Source organism: Bradyrhizobium sp. USDA 326, from assembly GCF_049739485.1.
Classification (GTDB): Bacteria; Pseudomonadota; Alphaproteobacteria; order Rhizobiales; family Xanthobacteraceae; genus Bradyrhizobium.
On record NZ_JBMGQA010000001.1, the window covers coordinates 5,963,172 to 5,988,069 of the forward strand.

Genomic DNA, 24,898 nt, shown 5'->3' on the forward strand with positions numbered 1-24,898 from the left:
GCGGGTAAGGGCTTTCTCCTCTGGGGGATTGTCCCATTGCGGAGACACCCTCTCCCCAACCCTCTCCCGCAAGCGGGAGAGGGAGCGCACTTCTCGCGGCTCAGCCATCAAGCCCAACAACACCGCCCTCTAGTCCTCGAACCCGTTCGGCATGCCGGCCTTGGCAAGCGCGGCGGCGCGCGCCTTCATCCAGCCGTCGAGGAAAGCCTTGTCATCCGCGGGCGGACTGGACTTGCCGTAATCGGCCCACGCGCCCGCCAGCACCTCTTGTCGCTTGATCAGGTTGGCGTTGTGCGCCTCCTGCGCGTCGCTCCATTGTCCGGCCTCCTTCAGCGCCTTCACCGCGCCGGGATGCACCGGCACCACCCAGTTCTTGGTCTGGCGGTCGGCCGCAAGGCCGCCGGCGCCGGGCGCGGAGTCCTTATAGGCGTCGTAGTTCACGATCATCGCCTTGGTCATCGCATAGACCTGATCGGCCGGTTGCGAAGCATAGGCGACGAAGATCGGATAGGGATAGTTGCCGAGCTCGACCGGTTTCTCCGGCGAGATGCCGGCGCCGCAGGTCGCAAGCTGCGGGAAGAAGAACGAGCCGACCTTCTGCATCCGCGCCCAGCCTTCCTTGTCCTTGGCGGGCAGCGGGGGCCAGATGAGTCCGCGCGGCGAGGTCTCGGCCTCCTTGGCGGGACCGGTGATGGTGGTGCCGAAGGCGGCATCGACATCGTTGTTGATCAGGCCTTTCCACATCGCGCCATAGCTCGCGAACTCGACGGCCTTGACGTCGTTCTTGGTCAGCCCGGCGAAGGCGAGCACCGCGAGCGAGTTCTGGTTCAGCGCGGGAGAGCCGACCACGAAGCCGACGCGCTTGCCCTTGAGGTCCTTCAGCTCCTTCACGCCGGTGTCGGCGGCGACCCCGAGCGAGCCGCAATTGCAGTCGACGGTCGAGAGCAGGATCTGGAGCGCCTGTGGCCCCCATTCCTTCGAGCCGAACTCGAACACACCTTCCTGCGCGAAGTAGGTGCCCGATCCCATCGCCGATGAGGCCGCGCGCTTGGCGCGCAATGGCGCGAGGCGGGCGACGTCGTTGCCTGCAGGGAGCACGCGCACGTCGGTGCCGTACTTGTCCTTCATCATCTTGCCGACGCCGACCGCGATGTTGAAGCCGGCGGTGCCGGTGTCATAGGCCGTGAAGGTCAGTGTCGGCGGCAGCTTGATGTCTTCGGCGAACGAGTAGCGTGTAGACACAAAAGAAATGCCTGCCACCAAGGCAGGCGCGAGCACGAGCAGCCCACGAAGCATGTTTCCCTCCCATGATCCTCGCTTTGTCGCGAGGATTTTCTTTCTTTGTTTGAAACAACGTTTTGTTTGCAACAGATCATGTCACCGCGATCAGGCGATGGCAACGCTGTACCTTGCATGCGGGAATGAGCCTGACAGATTGTCGCGGAAACCGCGGGGAATACAGTCAGTTCGCGACGATCGCGATAGCCTGTCCCTCGGCAACGACGTCGTCGAGCTTCACCAGAAGCGATGTGATTATGCCGCTCGCTGGTGAGGGCACCGGGATCTCCATCTTCATCGCTTCGACAACTACAACGTCATCGCCATCCGCGACGGTTCCTCCAACTTGCACGGGAGTCGCGCAAACGCGTCCCGCGATCTCCGTGACGATCTTAATTTCTGGCATGCCATCGCCTTTTTGTTGTCGTCGCAAAATGCCTGAGGTAGCGTCGTCTGCAAGTGGAATTTAATTCCGCACAGCGGAACAAGTGGTAGGGAACATGGGACGACGATCGGAGCGGTTGAGTAGGCAAGGCGCGCTCGCTGGCGATGCCGGCGAAGGTGATGTCATCCAGGTGGTCTCGCGCGCATTCGACGTGTTGCGATGCTTCGAGGGCCACGATAGCAGGCTCGGCAATCTCGAGATTTCAAACCGCTGCGGTCTGCCGCGTTCGACGGTGTCGCGGCTCACGCACACGCTAACCCGCATGGGCCAGCTGGTCTATCTGCCGCGCGATCAGAAATATCGCATCGGCCCGAGCGCGGTGGCGATGAGCGCCTCGATGATGAAGGGCGCGCAGCTGCGCAGCATGATCCGCCAGCGGCTGCAGGAAGTGGCCGAGCAACTACCGGGCACCGTCGGCTTCGTCGTCCCCGATCGCTTCCATCTCGTCTATCTCCTGTTCGCGCGCTCGGCGAGCGCACTCGGCTTGCACGAGGGCACCGGCAGCCGCATCTCGATGGCGTCGACCGCCGCGGGCGCGGCCTACACCGCGGCCCTGGCGCGGGAAGTCGGCGACGCCTTCGTCGCGGATATGGAGCGGGAAGCCCCTGAAGCCGCGAAGATTCTCAAGCCTCGCATCGAGGCCAACCGGGAGTCGTTGCGCGAGCGCGGCTATGTTGTGGCCTGCGGCCTCTGGAGCCCGCATATCAACGGCCTCGCGGTGCCGATCTGGTCGCCGCAATACCAGACCTTCGTCGTCATCACGATCGGCCTCCTGGCTGCGATGTATGACGAGCAGCGTCTGCATGACGAAGTCGCCCCGTCGATGCTCGAGCTTGGCCGCTCGCTCGGCAGCCTGATGGAAGGCGCAGAAGGCGACGCCTTCAACAACCGAATCTCGCGCAAACCGGTCGCCATGGCCGTGCACAACAATAACAAGCCGATCAATTCGGAGGGAGTGAATGAACTGGAAGTCGGAACTCGACGAGCTCGCCCGGCGCGAAGCCTTCGCGCGGGAGATGGGCGGCGTTGACAAGGTCAAGCGACAGCATGACCAGGGCCGGCTGACTGTTCGGGAGCGTATCGACAAGCTGATCGACAGAGGCAGCTTTCACGAGATCGGTGCCGTCTCCGGCATCGGTGAGTACGATTCCAGCGGCGAGCTGCAGAAATTGACCCCGGCGAACTGCGTGTTCGGCCGCGCGCGCGTCGACGCGCCGCACCGTGGTCGTGGTCGGCGACGATTTCACCGTGCGCGGCGGCTCGGCCGATGCGTCGATCTCCGCAAAGCCGCTGATGGCGGAGGAGATGGCACACGATTTCCGCCTGCCCATCGTCCGCATCATCGAGGGCTCCGGCGGCGGCGGTTCGGTCAAGACTATCGAGACCAAGGGCGCAGCCAATTTGCCAGGCGGCATCGGCGGCACGCGCTGGTATCGCTTCACGACGGAGAACCTGTCGCGCGTGCCCGTGGTCGCGCTCGGCCTCGGCTCGGTGGCGGGCCTGGGTGCGGCGCGTCTTGCCGCCAGCCACTATTCCATCATGACCCGGAAATCCGCGATGTTCGTCGCTGGCCCGCCGGTTGTGAAGGCGCTGGGTCAGGATCTTACGAAGGAGGAGCTCGGCGGCGCCGACATCCAGACCCGCGCCGGCGCGGTCGATCACGCCGTCGACACCGAAGAGGAGGCGTTCGCCTGCGCGCGTCGTTTCCTCTCTTATCTGCCGTCGTCGGTCTACGAGCTGCCGCCGACATTGCCGTGCACCGACAATCCGGAGCGCGGCGACGAAGCGTTGATGAATGCGGTGCCGCGCAACCGCAAGCAGGTCTACAAGATGCGGCCGATCATCGAGTCCGTCGTCGACAAGGGCTCGTTCTTCGAGGTTGCCAAGAATTTCGGCAAGCCGGTCATTGTCGGCCTCGCCCGGCTTGAGGGCAGGGCGGTGCTGCTGCTGGCCAGCGACAGCTTTCACTATGGCGGCTCCTGGACGGCCGATGCCTGCCAGAAGGTGGTGCGCTGGGTCGACTTCGCCGAAACCTTCCATCTGCCGATCGTCTATCTCATGGACTGCCCCGGCTTCATGATCGGCCTCGATGCCGAGAAGGCGGCGACCATCCGCCACGGCGTCCGCGCCATGGCCGCGGTCAACCAGACCACGGTGCCCTGGTGCACCGTGATCCTGCGCAACGCCTTCGGCGTCGCAGGCGTCGTGCATCAGCCCGCCGACCGCTTTTCGATCCGCTATGCCTGGCCGTCGGCCTATTGGGGCTCACTGCCGCTCGAAGGCGGCATCGAAGCGGCCTACCGCGCCGAGATCGACGCCGCAGAGGACAAGACGGCGAAGCTGAAGGAGATCGAGGAGCGGCTCAACAAGCTGCGCTCCCCGTTCCGCTCGGCCGAAAAGTTCTGGGTCGAGGAGATCATCGATCCCAGGAAGACGCGGTCGCTGCTGTGCGAGTTCGCGCGGCTGGCGGAGCCGCTGCGAAAGCCGGGACCGCCGGAGAATTTTTCGATCCGGCCGTAAAGCGATGTTGTCGCAGGTGTCTGCCAAAGACGACCCTCTTGCCCCGGACGAAGCGCAGTGCTTCCCCGGCGATGCGAAGCATCGTCCGGCAGCGGTGCGCCGCAGAGCCGGGGCCCCCATGCAGCACCGTGCTCGCAGCCTGCTGGGTCCCGGCTCAGCGCCGCATCGCTTAGCGTTGCAGCGCGTCCGGGACACGAGGTGCGGCGTCGACAAATCCAAACCCCTTCCAGTCGAAAACAATAACGCGCTAAGCTCCCCCAACAAGAACAAGAGGAAACGTCAATCGTGTACGACTTCATCATCGTGGGCGGCGGCTCGGCGGGGTCCGTGCTTGCCCACCGGCTCTCCGCAAGGAGCGCCAACAAGGTTCTGCTGTGCGAAGCCGGGCAGGACACGCCGCCCGGCAATGAGCCGGCCGAGATCAGGGACAGCTATCCCGGAACCGCTTATTTCGATCCGCGCTTCCATTGGACTGAGCTGAAGGTCACCACGCAGGTCATCAGCCACAACAATCCGAACGAAGCGCGTCCTCCCTTGCGCAAATACGAGCAGGCGCGGGTGCTCGGCGGCGGCTCCTCAATCAACGGTCAGATGGCCAATCGCGGCGCGCCGACCGACTACGACGAATGGCAAGCGCGGGGCGCCGAAGGCTGGAGCTGGAATGACGTGCTGCCCTTCTTCAAGAAGGTCGAGCACGACCTCGATTTCGACGGACCGTACCATGGCAAGGACGGCAGAATCCCGGTGCGCCGCATTCCGCGGGAGCACTGGACGCAGCATTCGGAGGCGTTCGCGCAAGCCTTTCAGCAGGCCGGACACCGGTTTCTGCCGGACCAGAACGGCGAATTCGTCGACGGCTATTTCCCGGTGACGCATTCGAACCAGGCCGAGCAGCGCGTCTCGGCGGCGATGGGGTATCTGGATCGCGACACCCGCAAACGCGCCAACCTCACGATCTCCACCAACACGCAGGTGCGAGAGCTGCTGTTCGAAGGCACGCGCTGCGTCGGCGTGAAGGCGACAGTCGACGGACGCGAGCAGGAATTCCGCGGACGCGAGATCATTCTCTCCAGCGGCGCCATCCATTCGCCGGCGCATCTGCTTCGCGCCGGCATCGGCCCGGTCGGTCACCTCAAGGACATGGGCATTCCCGTGCTGATGGGCTTGCCGGGCGTCGGCCAGCGCCTGATGGATCATCCCTCGATCTCGCTGTCGTCCTTCGTTCGCCGCGGCGCCCGCATGAACGAGCACACCAGGCGCCACATGCAGCTCGGGCTGCGCTATTCCTCCGGTCTTGCCGGCGTGCCGAACGGCGACATGTTCGTTGTCCTGCTCTCGAAGTCGGCCTGGCACGCGGTCGGCGAGCAGATCGGCTCGCTCCTGACCTTCGTCAACAAGACCTATTCCGAGACCGGACAGGTCAAGCTAGCCTCGCGCGATCCTGCCGCGGAGCCGATCGTCGAGTTCAATCTGTTGTCCGACCGGCGCGATCTCGATCGCCTGATGAGCGGCTTCCGCAAGATGGCGGCCATTCAAATGAGCGACATCGTGAAGAAGGTGACGGACAAGCCGTTCCCGGCCGCCTACACCGACAAGGTCCGCAAGATCGGCGTGGTCAATACCAGGAACAGGATCTTGACCAAGATCGCCGCGGCCCTGATGGACGGGCCGGCGGCGCTGCGCCACTACATGATCGACAATTTCGTGGTGGAAGGTTTCACCTTCGATCAGGTGATGAACGACGACGAGGCGCTCGAAGCTTTCGTGCGCAAGGCAACCATCGGCGTATGGCACGCCTCCTGCTCATGCCGCATGGGCCGCGCCGACGATCCGATGGCGGTGGTCGATAATCAGGGCCGGGTCAAGGGCATCCAGGGCCTGCGCGTCGTCGACGCCTCGATCTTCCCGGTGGTGCCATGCGCCAACACCAATTTTCCGGTGCTGATGTCGGCGGAGAAGATCGCAGCCGCGATGATGCAGTGAGTAGCAGTTCTGCCTTGACTTGATTGCATGCCGCAAACTTGACCCGCTGAGCGGGCGTTCGTGCGCTGCGAGTTAATCATCTCAGCCGCTACGCGTAGTCTATGAGACGATTGCAGGTCGTGTCGCGCAATGCAGCCATTTTCAGCCGGCCTTTAGTCCCATTTCAGCCAAACTGTATTTGTTTGTCATCATCCGGGGCAGGGTCTCTCATTTGGAGTCCTGCAATGTTCAAGCGAGTATTTTCTGCGTGCCTCTTCGTTGTTCTGGGTTCTGTCGCTTCGGAAGCACGGCCTTATCGCATTCATCAAGCTCCTGAATGCAATATCACAATGCCCTGTGACTTCTCGTATTCGCAGACACGACGCGAGCGGACTTCGCGATCCTCACTGGCTTCCAGATATTCACCGGTTTCCAGGTCCCCACTGCAAGCCTACCGCTCGACGCAACTGACAGTGACTGATGCTGGGGGCACCGCCACGTCGGCGACCGTCTCCGGTGTCTCCGGCGCTCGCATTGTCGGTGGTCGCCCGGCCGGTTGTCCTTCGTCCTTCTGCGGCTGCGGCGCGGCCCTGCGCGTGTTTGGCCGTATTGTGCCGGAATTGAATCTTGCGTCCAACTGGCTGCGCTTTCCGCGGACATCACCCGCACCAGGAATGGTCGCTGCGCGACGAGGACACGTTTTCGTCCTGGAACAGCACCTCGGGGGCGACGTCTGGATGGCCTATGACGCCAACTCGGGCGGGCGCGCGACGCGAATCCACGCACGTTCATTGCGAGGCTATACGATCGTCAACCCCCGCGGCGGTTCGGTGGCTTGAGCACAGCGAACACTACCTCGACATGACCATGGATGGGTCGCAACATCTTTGCGACCCTGCCACGCTGGACCAATCGCCGGCGTTGGGCCGAGCTTGGGTCACAGCCGCAGCACCTTGCCGGGATTCATGATGTTCTGCGGATCGAGCGCGCGCTTGATGGTGCGCATGATGTCGAGCTCGGTCTTCGACCGGTAGTGGCTGAGCTCATCGAGCTTCTCGATGCCGATGCCGTGCTCCGCCGAGATCGAGCCGTCCATGGAGGTGATGAGATCGTTCACGGCCCGCGTGATGGCGCCCTTGTATTGGATCAGTGTCTGCTGATCCATGCCGACCGGTCCCATGAACGAGAAGTGCAGATTGCCGTCGCCGATGTGTCCGAGCGGGTAGGGCCTGATGCTCGGGAGAATGTCGAGCACCGCCTTGGTCCCCTTGTCGATGAACTCCGGGATACGAGAGATCGCCACCGAGACGTCGTAGCTCAGCCCCGGTCCCTCGGCGCGGGAGGCCTCGGCCACACCCTCCCGGATCCGCCACATGTTGCGCGACTGGCCGACGGTGTGAGCGATCGCGGCATCGAGCACGCGGCCGGCCTCGAGCTGATCGGCGAGAAACTGCTCCAGCTTCTCGGACATGCCCTCGGCCCCATCCCGGCGTGCCCGCGCGGACGACCACTCGAGCAGAAGATACCATGGGGTCTCCGCCTTGAGCGGATCTTGGGTGCCGGGAATATGGCGCAGCACCATGTCGATTGCGCTGCGGCTCATCAGCTCGCAGGAGCCGACATTGTCTTCGGAGGCGCTATGGGCTTCGGACAGGATCTCCAGGGCCGCGCGTGGATCCCGGATCGCCAGCCATGCGGTGCAGACGTCCTTCGGCGCCGGCCATAGCTTGAGCACAGCCTTGGTGATGATGCCCAACGTGCCTTCGGCCCCCATGAAGAGGTGCTTGAGGTCGTAGCCGGTATTATCCTTCTTGAGCGCGCGCAATCCGTCCCAGACCTCGCCGTTGGGCAACACGACTTCGAGCCCCAGCACGAGGTTGCGGGCATTGCCATAGCGCAGCACCTGAACGCCGCCGGCATTGGTCGAGAGATTGCCGCCGATCATGCACGAGCCCTGGGCGCCAAGACTGAGAGGCAGGAACCTGTCGTGCTCGGCGGCTGTCTCCTGAAGGGTCTGCAACACGCAGCCGGCCTCGACCGTCATCGCGTAACCGACGGGATCGACGTCCAGCACGCGGTTCATGCGGCCCAGCGACAGCACGATGCCGGTATGCGCAGGCCAGGGCGTCGCCCCGCCCATCAGACCGGTGTTGCCACCCTGCGGCACGATCGCGACGCCGTGCTGATGGCACAGCCCGACCACTTTCGAGACCTCCTCGGTGTTGCCGGGGCCGAATGACGGCGCCGGCGCCGCCGACCAGCAATCCCCGCCAATCCGTCACGAACGGCTGCTTGCCGTGTTCGTCCTCGATCAGGCCCTTCTCGCCCACGATCGCGCGCAACGCGCCGCGCATCCCGGAGGTCAAAGGAGCGGTCGGGATGATGGGATCGGAGGATAGGAAGGCAGCCGGCATTTTGTTTCCTCTGGCGCATCTTGGTGTGCACTGCGCACGTAACGTGCGGAGGCTATTGTCCACGTTTGGGCTGCGGAGTCTAACGGGAATGTAGCCCGACCTGTGGACGCACACGGGTGCGTCACCAACGTCCCGGGCCGGTCATCGAGGTCGGATCGCGGTGTTTCCTCTTTCGGCGGTGTATCGCCGCCATCGATCTTGCTTCAGTTGTTCCGCAAGATGCGGACGCCGGCCTGCGACCTATCCCGATCCCGGCAACGTTCAGGGAAGCTTTGCAACATTACTAAACATCCTCGCCAACATCCCGTGGCTATTCGAGCGTAGGACGCGCCCGGACTTTGCGGATCAGGATCGGAAGAATGCTATTGAAGTTTTCGGCGGCGCACATGGGCATTGGCGTGGCCTGCCTCGTGCTCGCCGGCATCAGCCCGTTGCGCGCAGAGCCGGTGTTCGACGGTTTGGCCGGCGCTTGGTCGGGTGTCGGCACGATGAAGCCGTCCGATGGACCACGCGAGAAGGTCCGGTGCAAAGTGGCGTACGACGTCACCAGACCGGGACGGTCGTTGACCCTCAATCTGCGCTGCGCAAGCGATGCGTACAAAATGGTCCTGTCCGCGAACATCGAGCAGAGCGGGACGGAGCTTTCCGGCAACTGGTTCGAGAGCGAATACCGACAAGGCGGCAAGGTCTACTGCACGAACAAGGACTCCCTGATCGAGGCACGAATCGAGGGAAACACGGTGGCCGCACTGGTGACGATCCAGACCAGGAGCAATCGTCAATCCTTCCTGATGGAGGCGCCGGGGTCCTGGATGTCGGAGGTCGCGATCGAATTGAACAAGGACTCGAAGTGACGCCAATCCTCGTGGCCGTCATAAACTTCCATATACGGCAATCGCTCTCCGCCCTCGGCGTGCCGGGTGCTCGAGGGGGTCGCCGGCTCGAGCGGATCGGTGACGCCGCCGTGTTCGGCGTCACCAGCACGATCGGAGACTACGCCATCGCGGGCTGCGGTTTGGGCTGCCGCGACAGCGCCAGCACGATCAGCGCGGCGAACACGCACAGCGCGCCTGCAATGAAGAACGCAGGCAGGTAGCTCTCATAGACCGTCCGCGAGAAGCCGGCACCGAACGCTGCAGCGCCCGCGCCGAGCTGATGGCCGGCGAAGATCCAGCCGAACACCAGATTGGCGCGCTCGGGTCCGAATTTTTGCGCGGTGAGGCGTACCGTCGGCGGCACCGTGGCGATCCAGTCGAGACCATAGAACATTGCGAAGACGGAGAGCCCGTAGAACGAGAAATCGCTGAACGGCAGGAAGATCAGGGAGAGCCCGCGCAGGCCGTAGTACCAGAACAGGAGCCAGCGATTGTCGTAGCGGTCCGATAGCCAGCCCGACATGATGGTGCCGAAGAAGTCGAAGATGCCCATCGCAGCCAGCAGGCTCGCCGCCTGCACCTGCGGGATGCCGAAATCGAGGCACATCGGAATCAGGTGCACCTGGACGAGGCCGTTGGTCGAAGCGCCGCAGACGAAGAAGGTCGCGAACAGGATCCAGAACGCCGTCGATTTCGAGGCATCGCGCAGCGTGCCGAGCGCAATGCCCGTGATCGAGCCGTGGCTCACCGGCGGTGCGGGCAGGGGCTCACTACCTTCATCGCCGAACGGGCGCAGGCCGACGTCGCTCGGCCGGTCGCGCATCACCAGCAGCACGGCGATCGCGGACACGCCGAGCGCGACGCAGACGAAGCCGAGTGCGAGCCGCCAGCCGTAATGGTCGGTGAGGCTTGCCAAAAGCGGCAGGAACACGAGCTGGCCGGTGGCGACGCTCGCGGTCATGATGCCGACGACGAGGCCGCGTCTTGCTGCGAACCAGCGCGTGGCAATGGTCGCGCCGAGCACCAGCGCGGTCATGCCGGTGCCGATCCCGATCACCACGCCCCACAGGGCGACGAGCTGCCAGACCTCGGTCATGCCAAGCGAGAGCACCAGTGCCGAGACCACGATCAGCTGGGCGGCGAGCGTGACGTTGCGCAGCCCGTAGCGGTTGAGCAGGGCGGCCGCGAACGGCGCCATGAGCCCGAACAGGATGAAGCGGATCGACAACGCGGAGGAGATTTCCGCCGTGCTCCAGCCGAACTCCTTCTGAAGCGGCACGATGAACACACCTGGCGCGCCGACCGTGCCGGCGCTGATCAGCGCGGCGAGAAAGGTCACACCGACCATCACCCAGCCGTAGTGAATGTTGCGGCGGGAAAGCGTTGCCGCGAGCCAGCTCGAAATCATTGGGCCTCAATCTTGGTTGGCGAGCCCCGGAGGACTCGCGTCATCGTTACACTCTGGCACAGGCGAGGGAAGTCTGAAATGACAGACTTCCCTTAATTTCGGCCATGACGGACGGTTAGTGCGCCGGCCGCTCCACCGCGATCGCAGTGGCTTCGCCGCCGCCGATGCAGAGCGCGGCAATACCGCGTCTGAGGTTCTGCGCCTCGAGCGCATGCAGCAGCGTGACGATCAGCCGCGCGCCCGTGGCACCGATCGGATGGCCGAGCGCGCAGGCGCCGCCGTTGATGTTCAGCTTCTCGCGGGGAATGCCGAGATCGCGCTGCGCCGCCATGGCCACCACGGCGAACGCCTCATTGATCTCGAACAGGTCGACATCGGAGGCAGCCCAGCCGACCTTGTCGAGCAGCTTGCGGATCGCTGGAATCGGCGCCGTGGTGAACCATTGCGGCTCCTGGCTGTGAGTGGCGTGGCCCTTGATCTCGGCGAGAACAGGCAGGCCGCCCCGATCGGCGAGCGAGCGCTTCGTCAGCACGAGCGCAGCGGCGCCGTCGGCGTTGGCGGAGGAGGCCGCCGGCGTGATGGTGCCGTTGGCGCGGAACGCGGGCTTCAACCCGGGAATCTTGGCGGGGTCAACCTTCAGCGGATGCTCGTCATTGGCGATGACGCGCGGGCCGGCCTTTTCGGTCAACGTGACCGGCGCGATCTCGGCCTTGAATGCGCCGTTCTCGACCGCCTTGCGCGCGCGGCTCAGCGTCTCCATGGCATAGGCGTCCTGGTCCTTGCGGGTGAACTGATAGGCTTCCGCGGTCGCCTCGCCGAAATCGCCCATGGAGCGGCCGGTCTCGTAGGCGTCCTCCAGCCCGTCCATCATCATGTGGTCGATGATGCGGTCATGACCGACGCGATAGCCGCCGCGCGCCTTGGCGAGCAGATACGGCGCGTTGCTCATGCTCTCCATGCCGCCGGAGACGACAATCTCCGCCGAGCCCGCGCGGATGATATCGTGCGCCAGCATGGTCGCCTTCATGCCGGAGCCGCAGACCTTGTTCACCGTGGTCGCGCCGGTGGCATCGGGCAGACCGGCGCTGCGAGCCGCCTGGCGCGCCGGCGCCTGGCCTTGTCCGGCCGGCAGCACGCAGCCCATGAAGACCTCGTCGATCTTTTCGGGGGCGAGCTTGGCGCGCTCCAACGCCGCGCCGATCACGTGCGATCCAAGCTTGTGGGCGGGGAGCGGCGACAATTCGCCCATGAAGCGGCCGAGCGGGGTGCGGGCGGCGGAGACGATGACGACGGGATCGGCGGCTTGAGCCATGACGGAACTCCCTGCAGTGACGGGTAAGATTATGGTCATCATATGATGCGACGCAAAAAATGCAACCGCGCCAGGGATGAGAAAATGTCGTGGTTCAGATGAGATTTGGTCGTGGGACGACTTCCTCGTCCGTGTCCCGGACGCGGCGCGACGTGCAACGTTGCGACGCAGAGCCGGGACCCAGATTCGCGCCGACCTCATCGGTGCATGGCCCCGGCTCAGCAGCGCGCCCGCCAAGGGGGCGCTGCGCTGCGTCTGCGGCGCGGAAACCTGCGCCTACCGCTTCCGGTTCACAAACGCGCCCATCAGCCGCGTCGGCTCGTCGGTCAGGAACGATTCGCCGAACACCTTGACGCTCAGATTCACCGACTCCGTCAGCGGAAGTTCCTCCCATTGCCGCAGCAGTGCCTTCTGCGATCGCAGCGCCTCGGGGCCACATTCGAGCAGCGCCTTCACGGTGTGCTCGATCACGGCATCGAGCTCGCCGTCCGGCGCGACCTTGTCGATCAGTCCCCAAGCCAGCGCGGTCGGAGCGTCGATGTTCTCCGCCGTCATCACCAGCCAGCGCGCGCGGGCCCAGCCGATCAGGCGCGGCAAGAGGGCGGCATGAATCACCGAGGGAATGCCGACGCGTACCTCCGGCATGCCGAAATGCGCATCATGCGCGGAAATGCGGAAGTCGCAGGCCGCGGCCACTTCGAGCCCGCCGCCGAGGCACCAGCCGGGCATCCGTGCGATCACCGGGGCAGGGAATTTGCGCACGGCCTCGCAGAGATCGCGCAGGCGGCTGATGAAGGCTTCGGCGGATCTCTGGTCGAGCTTGGCCATCTCCTTGATGTCTGCGCCGCCGATCATGCTCTTCTCGCTCTGGCCGCGCAGCACCACGACCCGAATGCTGCGGTCGGACGCGAGTTTCTGGAGGCCTTCGCGCACGGCATCGGTGACGGGCGAGCCGAGAATGTTGAGCGGGCCGGCGTTGCAGATGGCAACATGAACGATGCCGCGCGCATCGCGCGTCACGCCGCAGTGGTTGTTGAGCATTTCCATCGGGGAATCTCGAAGCTTTCGTGGACGCGTGCGAGGCGCACTGGTCGGGATCACTTCCGGGCCGAAACGCCCGGCTTGTCAAGCGGGCTCGCGCGACCGAGTTGCCAGCGCGAAGTCCGTGGCATAGTATGACACATGTCATTCAATGAGGTGGCCATGACCGACATCGATCAAATTGCCCTGTTTTCGCCGGCGCAGCGGCGGGAGCGCACGGTGGACTGGCAGGTGCCGGCGCCGGTCGCGAAAGCGGCGATGGGCCTGTCGGGCATGGACGCCATGCTGGGCATTCGCGACGGCCGGCTGCCGCCGCCGCCTTTTGCGAAACTGATCGGGTTCATCATGGCCGTTGTCGAGCCGGGCCGGATCGTCATGGAACTGGAGCCGCGCGAAGATCTCGAAAATACCATCGGCCTCCTGCACGGCGCGACCGCAGCGGCGTTGCTCGATACCGCCATGGGATGCGCGATCTCGACCCGGTTGGAAGCGGGGCAGAGTTCGGTGACGCTCGACCTGAAACTGACGTTCCTGCGCCCGCTGTCGGTTCGTTCCGGGCTGATCTCGGCCGAAGGCAAGGTCATCAAGCTGGGACGCCAGACCAGCTACACCGAAGGTTTCGTCCGCGACGGGAAGGGAGCCCTGGCGGTGCATGCAACTGCAACCTTCTCCATGATAGTCAACAACTTAACATGAATTAATGCACCGTAAGGCCGACTTCCGTGCTATGAGATGATCTCCGACATCCAATGAGATCAGCATGCGCTATTCCCCGGAACACAAGCAGGAAACCCACGACCGCATCGTGAAGAAGGCCTCCGTGCGGCTGCGCGAGAAGGGTGCCCACGGCATCGGCGTCGCCGATCTCATGAAGGAGGCGGGCCTGACCCATGGCGGTTTCTACGCGCATTTCGATTCCCGCGAGGCGCTGGTGATCGAGGCCTTTGGCTATGCCATGGACCGCTCGATGGAGCACTGGCGCAAGCTCACCGGCGAGGCCGCTCCTGAAAAGCGGCTGGCGCTGGTCGCGGAAAGCTATCTCTCCACGCTGCATCGCGACAATCCCGGCCATGGCTGCTCGATTCCCGCGCTGGGCGCCGAGATCGCCCGCGAGAGCCCGAAGACCCGCAAGGCCTTTGTCGGCAAGCTCGACCAGATGATCGAGATGATGACCGACTATGTCCCGAACATGCCGCGCAAGGCCGCGCGCAAGCAGGCGATCGCGACGCTGGCGACCATGGTCGGCACCATGCTGCTGGCGCGCATCGCGGGATCGAACGAATTGTCGGACGAGGTGCTGAAGGCAGGCCGCGACAGCGCGCTCGGGGGTGTGAAGCGCGAGCCGAAGTCGCCTGCTGCGAAGAAGGTGAAGCAGAGTTAGGCCGAGCTCGGCAGTGGCGTTCACCGTCCCGCAGCAAACAGCGTCCGCTCGCGCTCGACGATCTCGCTGATGTAGTCCGCCACTGCCCTGATCCGAGCGAGGTCCTTGCTGTCGGCGTGCATCAGCATCCAGAATGTCCGCATGATCGAGATGTCGTCCGGCAACACCGGAACGAGCTGCGGATGATCGCTCGCCATGAAATGCGGCAGTACCGCAATGCCGAAGCCCGAGAGCGTAGCATTGAGCTGCGCGATCAGATTGGCGCTGCGAAAGCGCGCGGAAATCCGCGGCGACACCTGCGGCAGATAGTCGAGCTCCGGCGTGAACAGCAGCTCCTCGATGTAGCCGACGAAGCGGTGCTGCAGCAGGTCTTGCCGTGAGGAGATCTTCGGAAAGCGGTCGAGATAGGCTGGCGCGGCGTAGAGGCCGAGGCGATAATCCAGCAGCTTGCGGCCGACGATGCGGCCTTCCTTCGGCATGGTCAGGCTGATTGCGATGTCGGCCTCGCGCTTGGAGAGACTGAACAGTCGCGCGGTAGCTACAAGTTGCAGATCGAGATCGGGATAGCGGTCGGCGAACGGCGCCAGCCGTGGCGCCAGGAAGGCGGTGCCGAAGCCATCAGGCGCGCCGATCCGCACCGTGCCGGTCAGCCGCGCCACGGAGCCGCCGACCTGCTCCTGGTTGGCGACGATGGTCGATTCCATCGCTTCCGCGCTGTCGGCGACGCGCTGGCCGGCCTCGGTGAGGAGGTAGCCGGTCTTGCGGCGGTCAAACAGCTTGGCCGAAAGGTGCTTTTCCAGCCGATCGACGCGGCGGATCACCGTGGCATGGTCGACGCCGAGCTGTTTTGCCGCAGCCGAGACCGAGCCGCCCCGCACGATGGCCAGCACGAAGCGAAAGTCGTCCCAGTCGATAGCGCCTTGATCCAGCATTTTCGCACATCTATGGTGCATTATCTCAGACTTGAATCCTATAAAATGCAGGTCGATAGGATTTGTCAAAGCGACCACGCTCGGCCTGAAGGAGACCATTCCATGCGTTCAATCGGACATTTCATCGGTGGCAAGGAGGTGAAGGGCACCTCGGGCCGCACTGCCGACGTCTTCGAGCCGATGACCGGTGACGTCCAGGCCAAGGTGGCACTGGCGTCCAAGGCCGAAGTCCGCGCCGCCGTCGAGAACGCGCGCGCGGCACAGCCCGAATGGGCCGCGACCAACCCGCAGCGCCGCGCTCGCGTCATGATGAAGTTCGTCGAGTTGGTGCAGCGCGACTACGACAAGCTCGCCGAGTTGCTCGCGCGCGAGCACGGCAAGACCGTCCCCGACGCCAAGGGCGACATCCAGCGCGGCCTCGAGGTCGCGGAATTCGCCTGCGGCATTCCGCATCTGATGAAGGGCGAGTACACCGAAGGCGCCGGCCCCGGCATCGACATCTATTCGATGCGCCAGCCGCTCGGCGTCGTCGCCGGCATCACGCCGTTCAATTTCCCGGCGATGATCCCGATGTGGAAGTTCGCGCCGGCGATCGCCTGCGGCAACGCCTTCATCCTCAAGCCGTCGGAGCGCGATCCTGGTGTGCCGATGCTGCTCGCTGAACTCATGATGAAAGCGGGCCTGCCGGCCGGCATCCTCAACGTCGTCAACGGCGACAAGGAGGCGGTCGACGCCATCCTCGACGATCCCGATATCAAGGCCATCGGCTTCGTCGGCTCGACCCCGATCGCGCAGTACATCTATGAGCGCGCCGCGCAGACCGGCAAGCGCTGCCAGTGCTTCGGCGGCGCCAAGAACCACGCAATCGTCATGCCCGACGCGGACATGGACCAGGCCGTCGACGCGCTGATCGGCGCCGGCTACGGCTCCGCCGGCGAGCGCTGCATGGCCGTTTCGGTCGCTGTTCCCGTCGGCAAGTCGACCGCCGACCGCCTGATGGAAAAGCTGATCCCGCGCGTCGAATCCTTGAAGATCGGCACCTCGATCGATCCGTCGGCCGACTACGGTCCGCTCGTGACCCGCGAGGCGGTCGAGAAGGTCAAGAGCTACATCGACATCGGCATCAAGGAAGGCGCGACACTCGCCGTCGACGGCCGCGGCTTCAAGATGCAGGGCTATGAGAACGGCTTCTATCTCGGCGGTTCGCTGTTCGACAACGTCACCAAGGACATGCGGATCTACAAGGAAGAGATCTTCGGCCCTGTGCTCTCGGTGGTGCGCGCGCACGACTACAAGGAAGCGCTGGCGCTGCCGTCGGACCATGACTACGGCAACGGCGTTGCCATCTTCACCCGCGATGGCGACGCAGCGCGCGACTTCGCGGCCAAGGTGAACGTCGGCATGGTCGGCATCAACGTGCCGATCCCGGTTCCGATCGCCTATTACACCTTCGGCGGCTGGAAGAAGTCGGGCTTCGGCGATCTCAACCAGCACGGCCCGGATTCGATCCGCTTCTACACCAAGACCAAGACGGTGACCTCGCGCTGGCCGTCCGGTGTCAAGGAGGGTGCGGAGTTCTCGATTCCGCTGATGAAGTAAGGCTGTAGCCCAGCCCGTCATTGCGAGCGCAGCGAAGCAATCCAGACTTTCTCCTCGGATACACTGGATTGCTTCGTCGCTGCGCTCCTCCCAATGACGAGAATAGTGAGCAGCCGGCATGCAGTTCGCTCTGAACGAGGATCAGATCGCGGTTCGCGACGTGGCGTTGGCGTTTGCGGCCGAAAAGATAGCGCCGCATGCGCTGCGCTGGGATGAGGAGAAGCACTTTCCCGTCGACGTCATGCGCGAAGCTGCCAAGCTCGGCATGGGCGGCATCTATATCCGCGACGATGTCGGTGGCTCCGCCATGACGCGGTTCGACGCGGCGCTGATCTTCGAGGCGCTGGCGACGGGTTGCCCGACCACCTCGGCCTTCATCTCCATCCACAACATGGCGAGCTGGATGATCGATGCCTTCGGCAGCGACACCCAGCGCCACATGTGGTTGCCAAAGCTCTGCACCATGGAGCTGATCGCGAGCTACTGCCTGACCGAGCCGGGCGCGGGCTCCGATGCGGCGGCCTTGCGCACCCGCGCGGTGCGCGACGGCGACTATTACGTCCTCAATGGCCAGAAGCAATTCATCTCCGGCGCCGGCGGCACCGATCTCCTGGTCGCGATGGTCAGGACCGGCGGCGACGGCCCCGGCGGCATCTCGACTCTCGTCATCGAGGGCAAGACGCCGGGCCTCGCCTTTGGCGCCAACGAGCGCAAGATGGGCTGGAATGCGCAGCCGACCCGCGCCGTCATGTTCGAAAACGCCCGCGTGCCCGTCGCCAATCGGCTCAACGAGGAGGGCACAGGCTTCAAGATCGCGATGGCCGGTCTCGACGGGGGCCGCCTCAACATCACGGCCTGTTCTCTCGGTGGTGCCCAAACTGCACTCGACAAAGCGCGTGCCTACATGAAGGAGCGCAAGGCGTTCGGAAAGCGGCTGGACGAGTTCCAGGCGCTGCAATTTCGCCTCGCCGACATGGCGATCGAACTCGAGGCCGCCCGCACCTTCCTGTGGCGCGCCGCTGCGGCGCTTGATCGGAAGGACCCCGATGCCACCATGCTCTGCGCGATGGCCAAGCGTTTCGGCACCGATGTCGGCTTCGAGGTCGCCAACCACGCGCTCCAGCTTCACGGCGGCTACGGCTACCTCAGCGAGTACGGCATCGAGAAGATCGTGCGCGATCTGCGCGTGCACCAGATCCTCGAAGGCACCAACGAAATCATGCGGCTCATCGTGGCGCGCAAGCTGATCGAGGGCGCGCGATGACGGCAGTGGAAGAGGGCGATCTGGTCGCCCGCGTCGAGGGGGCGGCCGGCATCATCCGGCTCAACCGTCCCAAGGCGATCAACGCCGTGACGCTGGAGATGTTTCGCGACATCGAGAAGGCGCTCGACCGCTTCGAGGCCGATCCGTCCGTCGCCGTGATCGTGCTGGAAGGCGCCGGCGAGCGCGGCCTGTGCGCCGGCGGGGACATTCGCACGCTCTGGGAAAGCTCGAAGGCTGGTGGCGACCTCGGCAAGATTCTGTGGCGCGAGGAGTACATCCTCAATGCCCGGATCAAGAAGTTTCCGAAGCCCTATGTCGCCTTCATGGACGGTATCGTGATGGGCGGCGGCGTCGGTTTGTCGGCTCATGCCAGCCACCGCGTCGTCACGGATCGCACCAAGCTGGCGATGCCCGAGGTCGGGCTTGGATTCTTCCCCGATGTCGGCGGCACTTATTTGCTGTCGCGCTCGCCGGGCGAGATCGGCACCTATTTCGGCCTGACCGGCCAGACCATGAACGGTCCGGACGCAATCCATGCGAAGTTCGCGGACTGGGTGGTGCCGGCCACGAAACTCCCGGAGCTGCGCGAGGCGCTGACGAGGGTTCGTTCCGGAGCGACCGCGGCCGAGGTCGCCAAGCTGATCGAGGCCTTTGCGACCGACGAGATCGCCGGGCCGGTGGCCGCGAAGCAGGCGATGATCGACGCGCTGTTCGGCTTCGACCGCATGGAGGACATTTTCGCGGCACTGAAACGTGACGGCTCCGAATTCGCACAGGCGACGCTGAAGACGCTCAACGAAAAGTCGCCGCGCGGCATGATGGTGACGCTGAAACTGCTGCGGCTCGCGCGGACCACGTCGACCCTGGAAGAGTGCCTGGTGCGGGAATACCGTGCCGCGCTGGAAGTCTTCCGCAGCGATGATTTCCGCGAGGGCGTGCGCGCCGCCGTGATCGACAAGGACCGCAATCCGACCTGGTCGCCTCCGCGGATCGAGGATGTGACGCCCGAAATGCTTGCGCCGTATCTCGCCGAGATCGGCGCCGACGAGCTGAAGTTCAATTAATCAACACTGCAGCGGAGGAAACGACAATGGCCACGATCGCATTCATTGGTCTGGGCAACATGGGCGGCCCGATGGCCGCCAATCTGGTCAAGGCCGGCCACAAGGTGGTGGCGTTCGACCTCGTCGAGGCCTCCCGCAATCAGGCCAAGGCCGACGGCGCCAGCATCGCCGACAGCGCCGCGGGTGCGGTGAAGGGCGCCGATGTCGTCGTCACCATGCTCCCCGCAGGCAAGCACGTGCTCGGTGTCTGGAACGAGGTCGTGCCCGTCATGACCAGGGGCGCGCTGATCATTGACTCCTCTACCATCGACGTCGAAAGCGCGAGGGCCGCGCACGCGCTGGCTAACAAGAACGGTGTGCTTTCGGTCGACGCGCCGGTCTCCGGCGGGACCGGCGGCGCCAAGGGCGCCACGCTCACCTTCATGTGCGGCGGCGAGGAGAAGGCGTTCGCAGCCGCGAAGCCCGTGCTGGAGAACATGGGCAAGAAGATCGTCCATTGCGGCGGTGCCGGCGCGGGGCAGGCGGCCAAGATCTGCAACAACATGATCCTCGGCATTTCCATGATCGCGGTGAGCGAAGCGTTCGCGCTCGGCGAAAAGCTCGGGCTCTCGCACCAGGCGCTGTTCGACGTCGCCTCGACCTCGTCCGGCCAGTGCTGGTCGCTGACGACCTATTGCCCGGTTCCGGGCCCGGTACCGACCTCGCCCGCGAACAACGACTACAAGCCGGGCTTTGCTTCGGCGCTGATGGTGAAGGATCTGACCCTGGCGCAGGACGCCGCGAAGGCGGCCGGTGCGGCGACGCCGCTCGGCAAACATGCGCAGGAGATTTATCAGTCTTTCGACGCAGCCGGGCAGGGCGGGGTGGATTTTTCCGGAATTATCAAGCACGTTAGGAGTCTAGCCGGGAAAGCTTTATGACGACATTCCAGGAAGCGCGCGGGTTTCTGCTAAAGCACCGCACGGATTACGAGGCAGCAGTCAGAGGTTTCCGCTGGCCCGATCCGGTTGCGTTCAACTGGGCGCTCGACTGGTTCGACGCCGAGCTGGCGGCGAATGCGGACAGCAAGGACCGTCCCGCGCTCTGGATCGTCGATGCCGCCCAGGACAAGCAGACGAAGCTGTCCTTCGCGGCGCTGTCGCGCCGCTCCAACCAGGTCGCGAACTTTCTCCGTGCGCAGGGCTTGAAGCGCGGCGATCATCTCCTGCTGCTGCTGGGCAATGTGGTTCCGTTGTGGGAGACCATGCTGGCGGCGATGAAGCTCGGCGTCGTCGTTATTCCAGCGACGACGCTGCTCACCGCCGACGAGCTGCGCGACCGGCTTGATCGCGGCAGGGCGAGGGCGGTGGTGGCCGCCGAGGATCAGGTGGCGAAGTTTGCAAGCCTCGGCACCGAGAATGTCGTTCGCATCGTGGTCGGCGCGGCTTCCGATAGTTGGCTGGCCTATGATCAGGCGGCGAACGCCTCGGAGAGCTTCGCGCCTGACGGTCCGACCAATGCCGACGACCCGATTCTGCTCTATTTTACCTCGGGCACGACCGCAAAACCGAAGTTGGTGCGGCACAGCCAGCGCAGCTATCCGGTCGGCCATCTCTCGACCATGTACTGGGTCGGTCTGAAACCCGGCGATATTCATCTCAATATATCGTCGCCCGGCTGGGCCAAGCACGCCTGGAGCTGTTTCTTCGCGCCGTGGAATGCCGGCGCGACCGTGTTCGTGGTCAACCAGCCGCGCTTCGATGCCAAGGCGCTGCTCGCCACCATCGGCCGCTGCGGCGTCACCACGCTGTGTGCGCCGCCGACCGTGTGGCGGCTGTTCATCCAGGAGAACCTTGCATCGTTCAACGTGGCCTTGCGCGAGGTCTGCGGCGCCGGCGAACCGTTGAACCCTGAAGTGATCGATCAGGTGCGGGCGGCCTGGGGTCTCACCATCCGTGATGGATACGGCCAGACCGAAACCACGGCGCTCGCCGGCAACTCGCCAGGCCAGAAGATCAAGGTCGGCTCGATGGGCCGGCCGCTGCCGGGCTATCGCGTCCAGATCAGCGATGCCGACGGCAATCCCGCAAAGGAGGGCGAGGTCACGCTGGTGCTCGGGACTGAGCGCCCGGCCGGCCTTATGCAAGGCTATCAGGGCGACAATGGCGAGCTGCTGGGCGCCGAAGGCGAGCTCTATCGCAGCGGCGACGTCGTGTTCGAGGACGACGAGGGCTATCTCACCTTCGTCGGCCGCTCCGACGACGTCTTCAAGTCGTCGGATTACCGCATCAGTCCGTTCGAGCTCGAGAGTGTGCTGATGGAGCATGAGCTGATCGCGGAAGCTGCGGTGGTCCCGAGCCCGGATCCGATCCGGCTCGCCATTCCCAAGGCATTCGTGCTGCTGACGTCGGGCGCGGAACGTTCATCCGAAACGGCACTCTCCATCTTCAGGCATCTGCACACGCGCCTCGCGCCATTCAAACGCATCCGCCGTCTCGAAATCGTCGCCGAGCTGCCGAAGACGATCTCTGGAAAAATCCGCCGGGTCCAGCTACGACGGCTGGAACGCGACAATGATCGCGACGATCCGCTGCGCGGCCGGGAATTCCGCGAGGAGGATTTTCCGGAGCTGGCAAAGACACGGAGCGAGACCTAAGTGAACGAAGTCTGGAAGAAGCCGCCGATTCCGCTTCAGGCCTATCAGGCCATGGTCGGCAAGGAAATCGGCGTGTCCTCATGGCACCTGATCGACCAACCCCGTATCGACACCTATGCCGACGTGATCGAGGATCACCAGTTCATCCATGTCGACCCTGAAAGAGCCAAGAACGAAACCGCTTTCGGCACCACCATCGCGCACGGTTTCCTGACGATGTCACTGCTGTCGATCATGTCCTACGAGGTGATGCCTGTCATCGCCGGCACCACGATGGGCGTGAACTACGGCTTCGACAGACTGCGCTTCATCTCCCCGGTCCGGTCAGGCAAGCGCGTGCGCGGCCGCTTCGTGCTGGCGGAGGCCAAGCTGCGCAAGCCCAACGAGCTACAGTCCCGTACCAACGTCACGGTGGAGATCGAGGGCGAGGACAAGCCGGCGCTGGTCGCCGAATGGCTTGGGTTGATCTATTTCGCGTAAGTCCCAGGCCGTCGTTGCCGGGCTTGACCCGGCAACCCATCGCTGCTCAAAAGCCTGACGATTTTGATGGATGGCCGGGTCAAGCCCGGCCATGACGGGCTAACATCTGGGAAACGCACTCATGGCAATCAGGTTCGACGGACGCGTCGCTATCGTCACCGGCGCGGGCAATGGTCTCGGCAAGGCGCACGCGCTGGGATTGGCCAGCCGCGGCGCCAAGGTCGTGGTCAACGATTTCGGCGGGGCGCGTGACGGCAGCGGCGGCTCGCTATCGCCGGCCGAAGCTGTGGTCGAGGAGATCCGCAAGGCCGGCGGCATCGCGATGGCCGACGGCGCGGACGTGTCGAATTTCGAGCAGGTCACCGCCATGGTCGAGCGCGCCACCAAGGAGTGGGGGAGCGTCGATCTCCTGTGCGCCAATGCTGGCATCCTGCGCGACAAGTCGTTCGGCAAGATGGAGGTGGCCGATTTCCAGAAGGTGCTCGACGTGCACCTCGTCGGCACCTTTTATTGCTGCAAAGCGGCCTGGGCCGGTATGCGCGACCGCAATTACGGCCGTATCGTGCTGACGACGTCGTCGTCCGGCCTCTACGGCAATTTCGGCCAGGCCAATTACGGTGCGGCCAAGTCAGGCATGGTCGGCCTGATGAACGTGCTCGCCGAGGAAGGCCGCAAGAACAACATCCGCGTCAACATCATCTCCCCGACCGCGGCGACGCGCATGACCGAAGAGCTGCTGCCGCCACAGGCGCTGCAACTGATGAAGCCGAACGCGATCACCCCGGCGGTCGAGTATATGCTCAGCGAGGACGCGCCCACCCGCACCATCATGGGCGCCGGCGCCGGGTCCTTCGCCGTGATCAAGATCCTGGAGAGCGAAGGCATCAACCTGCCGGAGTCCGAATGGACGCCCGACGCGGTCGCCGCGCATTTCGAAGAGATCAGCGACATGTCGAAGGCGAAAGCGCTGCAAGGCGCGTTCGAGCAGACGCAGAAATACGTCGCACAGGCCGCCGCACGGGCGGGGATCAAGCTCTGACGGCCGTCGCCGTCATCGGCGCCGGCCCTGCCGGGCTGATGGCGGCGGAGGTGCTGGCGCAGGACGGCGTCCGCGTCACCGTCTATGACGCCATGCCATCGGCGGGCCGTAAATTCCTGATGGCCGGCCGCGGCGGGCTCAATCTCACCCACAGCGAGCCGCTGCCGCAGTTCATCACGCGCTATCGTGAGGCGGCACCGAAGCTGCAAGCGGCGATCGAGGCATTCCCGCCGGCCGCGCTGCGTGCCTGGAGCGAGGCACTGGGCGAGGCGACCTTCGTCGGCACCAGCGGGCGGGTGTTCCCGAAAGCGTTCAAGGCCTCGCCCTTGCTGCGCGTCTGGCTGCGGCGGCTCGATGCCGCCGGCGTGGGCTTTGCTTTTCGTCATCGCTGGATCGGCTGGGACGAGCACGGCCGCTTGCTGTTTCGCACCGGCGACGGCGAACGGTCGATCGAGGCCAGGGCAGTGGTGCTCGCCCTCGGCGGCGCAAGCTGGCCGCGGCTCGGATCGGACGGCGGCTGGGTCGATCTTCTCGCCGCAAAGGGCATTGCCGTCTCGATGCTGCGGCCCGCCAATTCCGCCTTTAAGGTCGCTTGGTCCGATGTGTTTCGCGACCGTTTCGAGGGCCAGCCGCTCAAGGGCGTGGCGCTGACGATCGATGCACACACGGTGCGCGGCGAGGCGATGATTACGCGCAGCGGCATCGAAGGCGGTGCGATCTACGCGCTGTCGGCCGAGCTGCGCGAGGCGGTGCTGGGTCGCGGGCAGGCGACGCTGATGATCGCGCTGCGGCCGGATCTTGCCGTCGCCGATCTGGCGACGCGCCTGTCGGGTACGCGCGGCAAGCAATCGCTGGCCAACTTCCTGCGCAAGGCGGCGCAATTGTCGCCGGTCGGAATCGGCCTGATGCAGGAGGCCGCCATCGCGTCGGGCCGGCCGCTGGCATCGCTCTCGCCGGCCGAGCTCGCGCGCCTGATCAATGCAGTTCCGGTTCGGCTCACTGGCGTTGCCCCGATTGATCGGGCGATCTCGACAGCGGGCGGAATAACTTTTGACGAGCTGGACGATCGCTTCATGCTGCGCAAATTGCCGGGCGTGTTCGCTGCCGGCGAGATGCTGGACTGGGAAGCGCCGACCGGCGGCTATCTGCTGCAGGCCTCGTTCGCGACCGGGGCTGCCGCGGGCAGAGGCATGTTGGACTGGCTAAAGCGATAACCACCGTCATTGCGAGCGCAGCGAAGCAATCCAGA

At 64.6% G+C, this 24,898-nt stretch carries 19 protein-coding genes and 2 pseudogenes; 14 read left to right on the plus strand and 7 right to left on the minus strand.

The window, feature by feature from the left end:
* Positions 1-129: 129 nt before the first annotated feature.
* Together ABIG06_RS27905 and ABIG06_RS27910 are read right to left on the minus strand one after the other, a co-directional pair.
* Entirely contained in the window at positions 130-1,296 is a 1,167-nt protein-coding gene (locus ABIG06_RS27905; RefSeq protein ID WP_370139367.1) for a TAXI family TRAP transporter solute-binding subunit, read from the minus strand.
* A gap of 166 nt (positions 1,297-1,462) precedes the next feature.
* On the minus strand, positions 1,463-1,684 hold the full coding sequence (locus tag ABIG06_RS27910) for a biotin/lipoyl-containing protein (RefSeq protein WP_370139368.1): 222 nt from the start codon (positions 1,682-1,684) through the stop codon (positions 1,463-1,465).
* A 94-nt stretch (positions 1,685-1,778) separates the two neighbouring features.
* Here ABIG06_RS27910 and ABIG06_RS27915 point away from each other — a divergent pair, with 94 nt between their 5' ends.
* From ABIG06_RS27915 to ABIG06_RS27925, 3 genes and pseudogenes are all read left to right on the plus strand, one after another.
* Positions 1,779-2,753 (plus strand): IclR family transcriptional regulator, encoded by a 975-nt coding sequence (locus ABIG06_RS27915; protein ID WP_370139369.1) that lies wholly within the window; start codon positions 1,779-1,781, stop codon positions 2,751-2,753.
* Positions 2,683-4,243 (plus strand): annotated as a pseudogene (locus ABIG06_RS27920) (acyl-CoA carboxylase subunit beta). Before ABIG06_RS27915 ends, ABIG06_RS27920 begins: the two are co-directional and overlap by 71 nt.
* Positions 4,244-4,528: 285 nt before the next feature.
* A complete protein-coding gene (locus tag ABIG06_RS27925; RefSeq protein WP_370139371.1) occupies positions 4,529-6,226 on the plus strand; it encodes a GMC family oxidoreductase in 1,698 nt (565 codons plus the stop codon).
* Positions 6,227-7,142: 916 nt separating this feature from the next.
* On the opposite strand, the pseudogene ABIG06_RS27930 reads toward ABIG06_RS27925, so the two are convergent.
* A pseudogene (locus ABIG06_RS27930) lies at positions 7,143-8,619 on the minus strand (FAD-binding oxidoreductase).
* Positions 8,620-8,978: 359 nt separating this feature from the next.
* Here ABIG06_RS27930 and ABIG06_RS27935 point away from each other — a divergent pair.
* On the plus strand, positions 8,979-9,473 hold the full coding sequence (locus ABIG06_RS27935; RefSeq protein WP_370139373.1) for a hypothetical protein: 495 nt from the start codon (positions 8,979-8,981) through the stop codon (positions 9,471-9,473).
* Positions 9,474-9,612: 139 nt separating this feature from the next.
* Here the strand turns inward: ABIG06_RS27935 and ABIG06_RS27940 are convergent, their stop codons facing one another.
* The 3 genes from ABIG06_RS27940 to ABIG06_RS27950 all read right to left on the minus strand — a co-directional run bounded on the left by ABIG06_RS27940 (position 9,613) and on the right by ABIG06_RS27950 (position 13,261).
* A complete protein-coding gene (locus ABIG06_RS27940; RefSeq protein WP_424578446.1) occupies positions 9,613-10,902 on the minus strand; it encodes an MFS transporter in 1,290 nt (429 codons plus the stop codon).
* 115 nt (positions 10,903-11,017) lie between these two features.
* A complete protein-coding gene (locus ABIG06_RS27945) occupies positions 11,018-12,214 on the minus strand; it encodes an acetyl-CoA C-acyltransferase (protein WP_370139374.1) in 1,197 nt (398 codons plus the stop codon).
* A gap of 276 nt (positions 12,215-12,490) precedes the next feature.
* Positions 12,491-13,261 (minus strand): enoyl-CoA hydratase, encoded by a 771-nt coding sequence (locus ABIG06_RS27950; protein ID WP_424578447.1) that lies wholly within the window; start codon positions 13,259-13,261, stop codon positions 12,491-12,493.
* 156 nt (positions 13,262-13,417) lie between these two features.
* Between ABIG06_RS27950 and ABIG06_RS27955 the strand changes: the two genes are divergently transcribed.
* The gene (locus ABIG06_RS27955; protein WP_370139375.1) at positions 13,418-13,951 is read left to right on the plus strand and encodes a PaaI family thioesterase; all 534 of its coding nucleotides are present in this window, start codon (positions 13,418-13,420) and stop codon (positions 13,949-13,951) included.
* A 64-nt stretch (positions 13,952-14,015) separates the two neighbouring features.
* Positions 14,016-14,636, plus strand: a complete 621-nt coding sequence (locus tag ABIG06_RS27960) for a TetR/AcrR family transcriptional regulator (protein ID WP_370139376.1) — start codon at positions 14,016-14,018, stop codon at positions 14,634-14,636.
* Between the two features lie 20 nt (positions 14,637-14,656).
* Here ABIG06_RS27960 and ABIG06_RS27965 read toward each other — a convergent pair whose 3' ends face one another.
* Complete coding sequence (locus ABIG06_RS27965) at positions 14,657-15,568, minus strand: LysR family transcriptional regulator (RefSeq protein ID WP_124158792.1); 912 nt, start codon at positions 15,566-15,568, stop codon at positions 14,657-14,659.
* Between the two features lie 102 nt (positions 15,569-15,670).
* Here ABIG06_RS27965 and ABIG06_RS27970 point away from each other — a divergent pair, with 102 nt between their 5' ends.
* From ABIG06_RS27970 to ABIG06_RS28005, 8 genes are all read left to right on the plus strand, one after another.
* The gene (locus tag ABIG06_RS27970) at positions 15,671-17,167 is read left to right on the plus strand and encodes a CoA-acylating methylmalonate-semialdehyde dehydrogenase (RefSeq protein WP_370139377.1); all 1,497 of its coding nucleotides are present in this window, start codon (positions 15,671-15,673) and stop codon (positions 17,165-17,167) included.
* 118 nt (positions 17,168-17,285) lie between these two features.
* A complete protein-coding gene (locus ABIG06_RS27975) occupies positions 17,286-18,431 on the plus strand; it encodes an isobutyryl-CoA dehydrogenase (protein ID WP_370139378.1) in 1,146 nt (381 codons plus the stop codon).
* On the plus strand, positions 18,428-19,495 hold the full coding sequence (locus ABIG06_RS27980) for an enoyl-CoA hydratase/isomerase family protein (protein ID WP_370139379.1): 1,068 nt from the start codon (positions 18,428-18,430) through the stop codon (positions 19,493-19,495). Before ABIG06_RS27975 ends, ABIG06_RS27980 begins: the two co-directional genes overlap by 4 nt.
* 26 nt (positions 19,496-19,521) lie before the next feature.
* Complete coding sequence (gene mmsB, locus ABIG06_RS27985; protein ID WP_370139380.1) at positions 19,522-20,415, plus strand: 3-hydroxyisobutyrate dehydrogenase; 894 nt, start codon at positions 19,522-19,524, stop codon at positions 20,413-20,415.
* Positions 20,412-22,130 carry an AMP-binding protein gene (locus ABIG06_RS27990; protein ID WP_370139381.1) on the plus strand — a complete coding sequence of 573 codons (1,719 nt, stop codon included), beginning with the start codon at positions 20,412-20,414 and terminating at the stop codon, positions 22,128-22,130. Before mmsB ends, ABIG06_RS27990 begins: the two co-directional genes overlap by 4 nt.
* Positions 22,131-22,610 carry a MaoC family dehydratase gene (locus ABIG06_RS27995; RefSeq protein ID WP_370139382.1) on the plus strand — a complete coding sequence of 160 codons (480 nt, stop codon included), beginning with the start codon at positions 22,131-22,133 and terminating at the stop codon, positions 22,608-22,610.
* A gap of 121 nt (positions 22,611-22,731) precedes the next feature.
* Complete coding sequence (locus tag ABIG06_RS28000) at positions 22,732-23,649, plus strand: SDR family NAD(P)-dependent oxidoreductase (protein ID WP_124158799.1); 918 nt, start codon at positions 22,732-22,734, stop codon at positions 23,647-23,649.
* The gene (locus ABIG06_RS28005) at positions 23,646-24,863 is read left to right on the plus strand and encodes an NAD(P)/FAD-dependent oxidoreductase (protein WP_370140921.1); all 1,218 of its coding nucleotides are present in this window, start codon (positions 23,646-23,648) and stop codon (positions 24,861-24,863) included. The genes ABIG06_RS28000 and ABIG06_RS28005 overlap by 4 nt, the downstream gene beginning before the upstream one ends.
* The last annotated feature ends 35 nt before the right edge of the window (positions 24,864-24,898 follow it).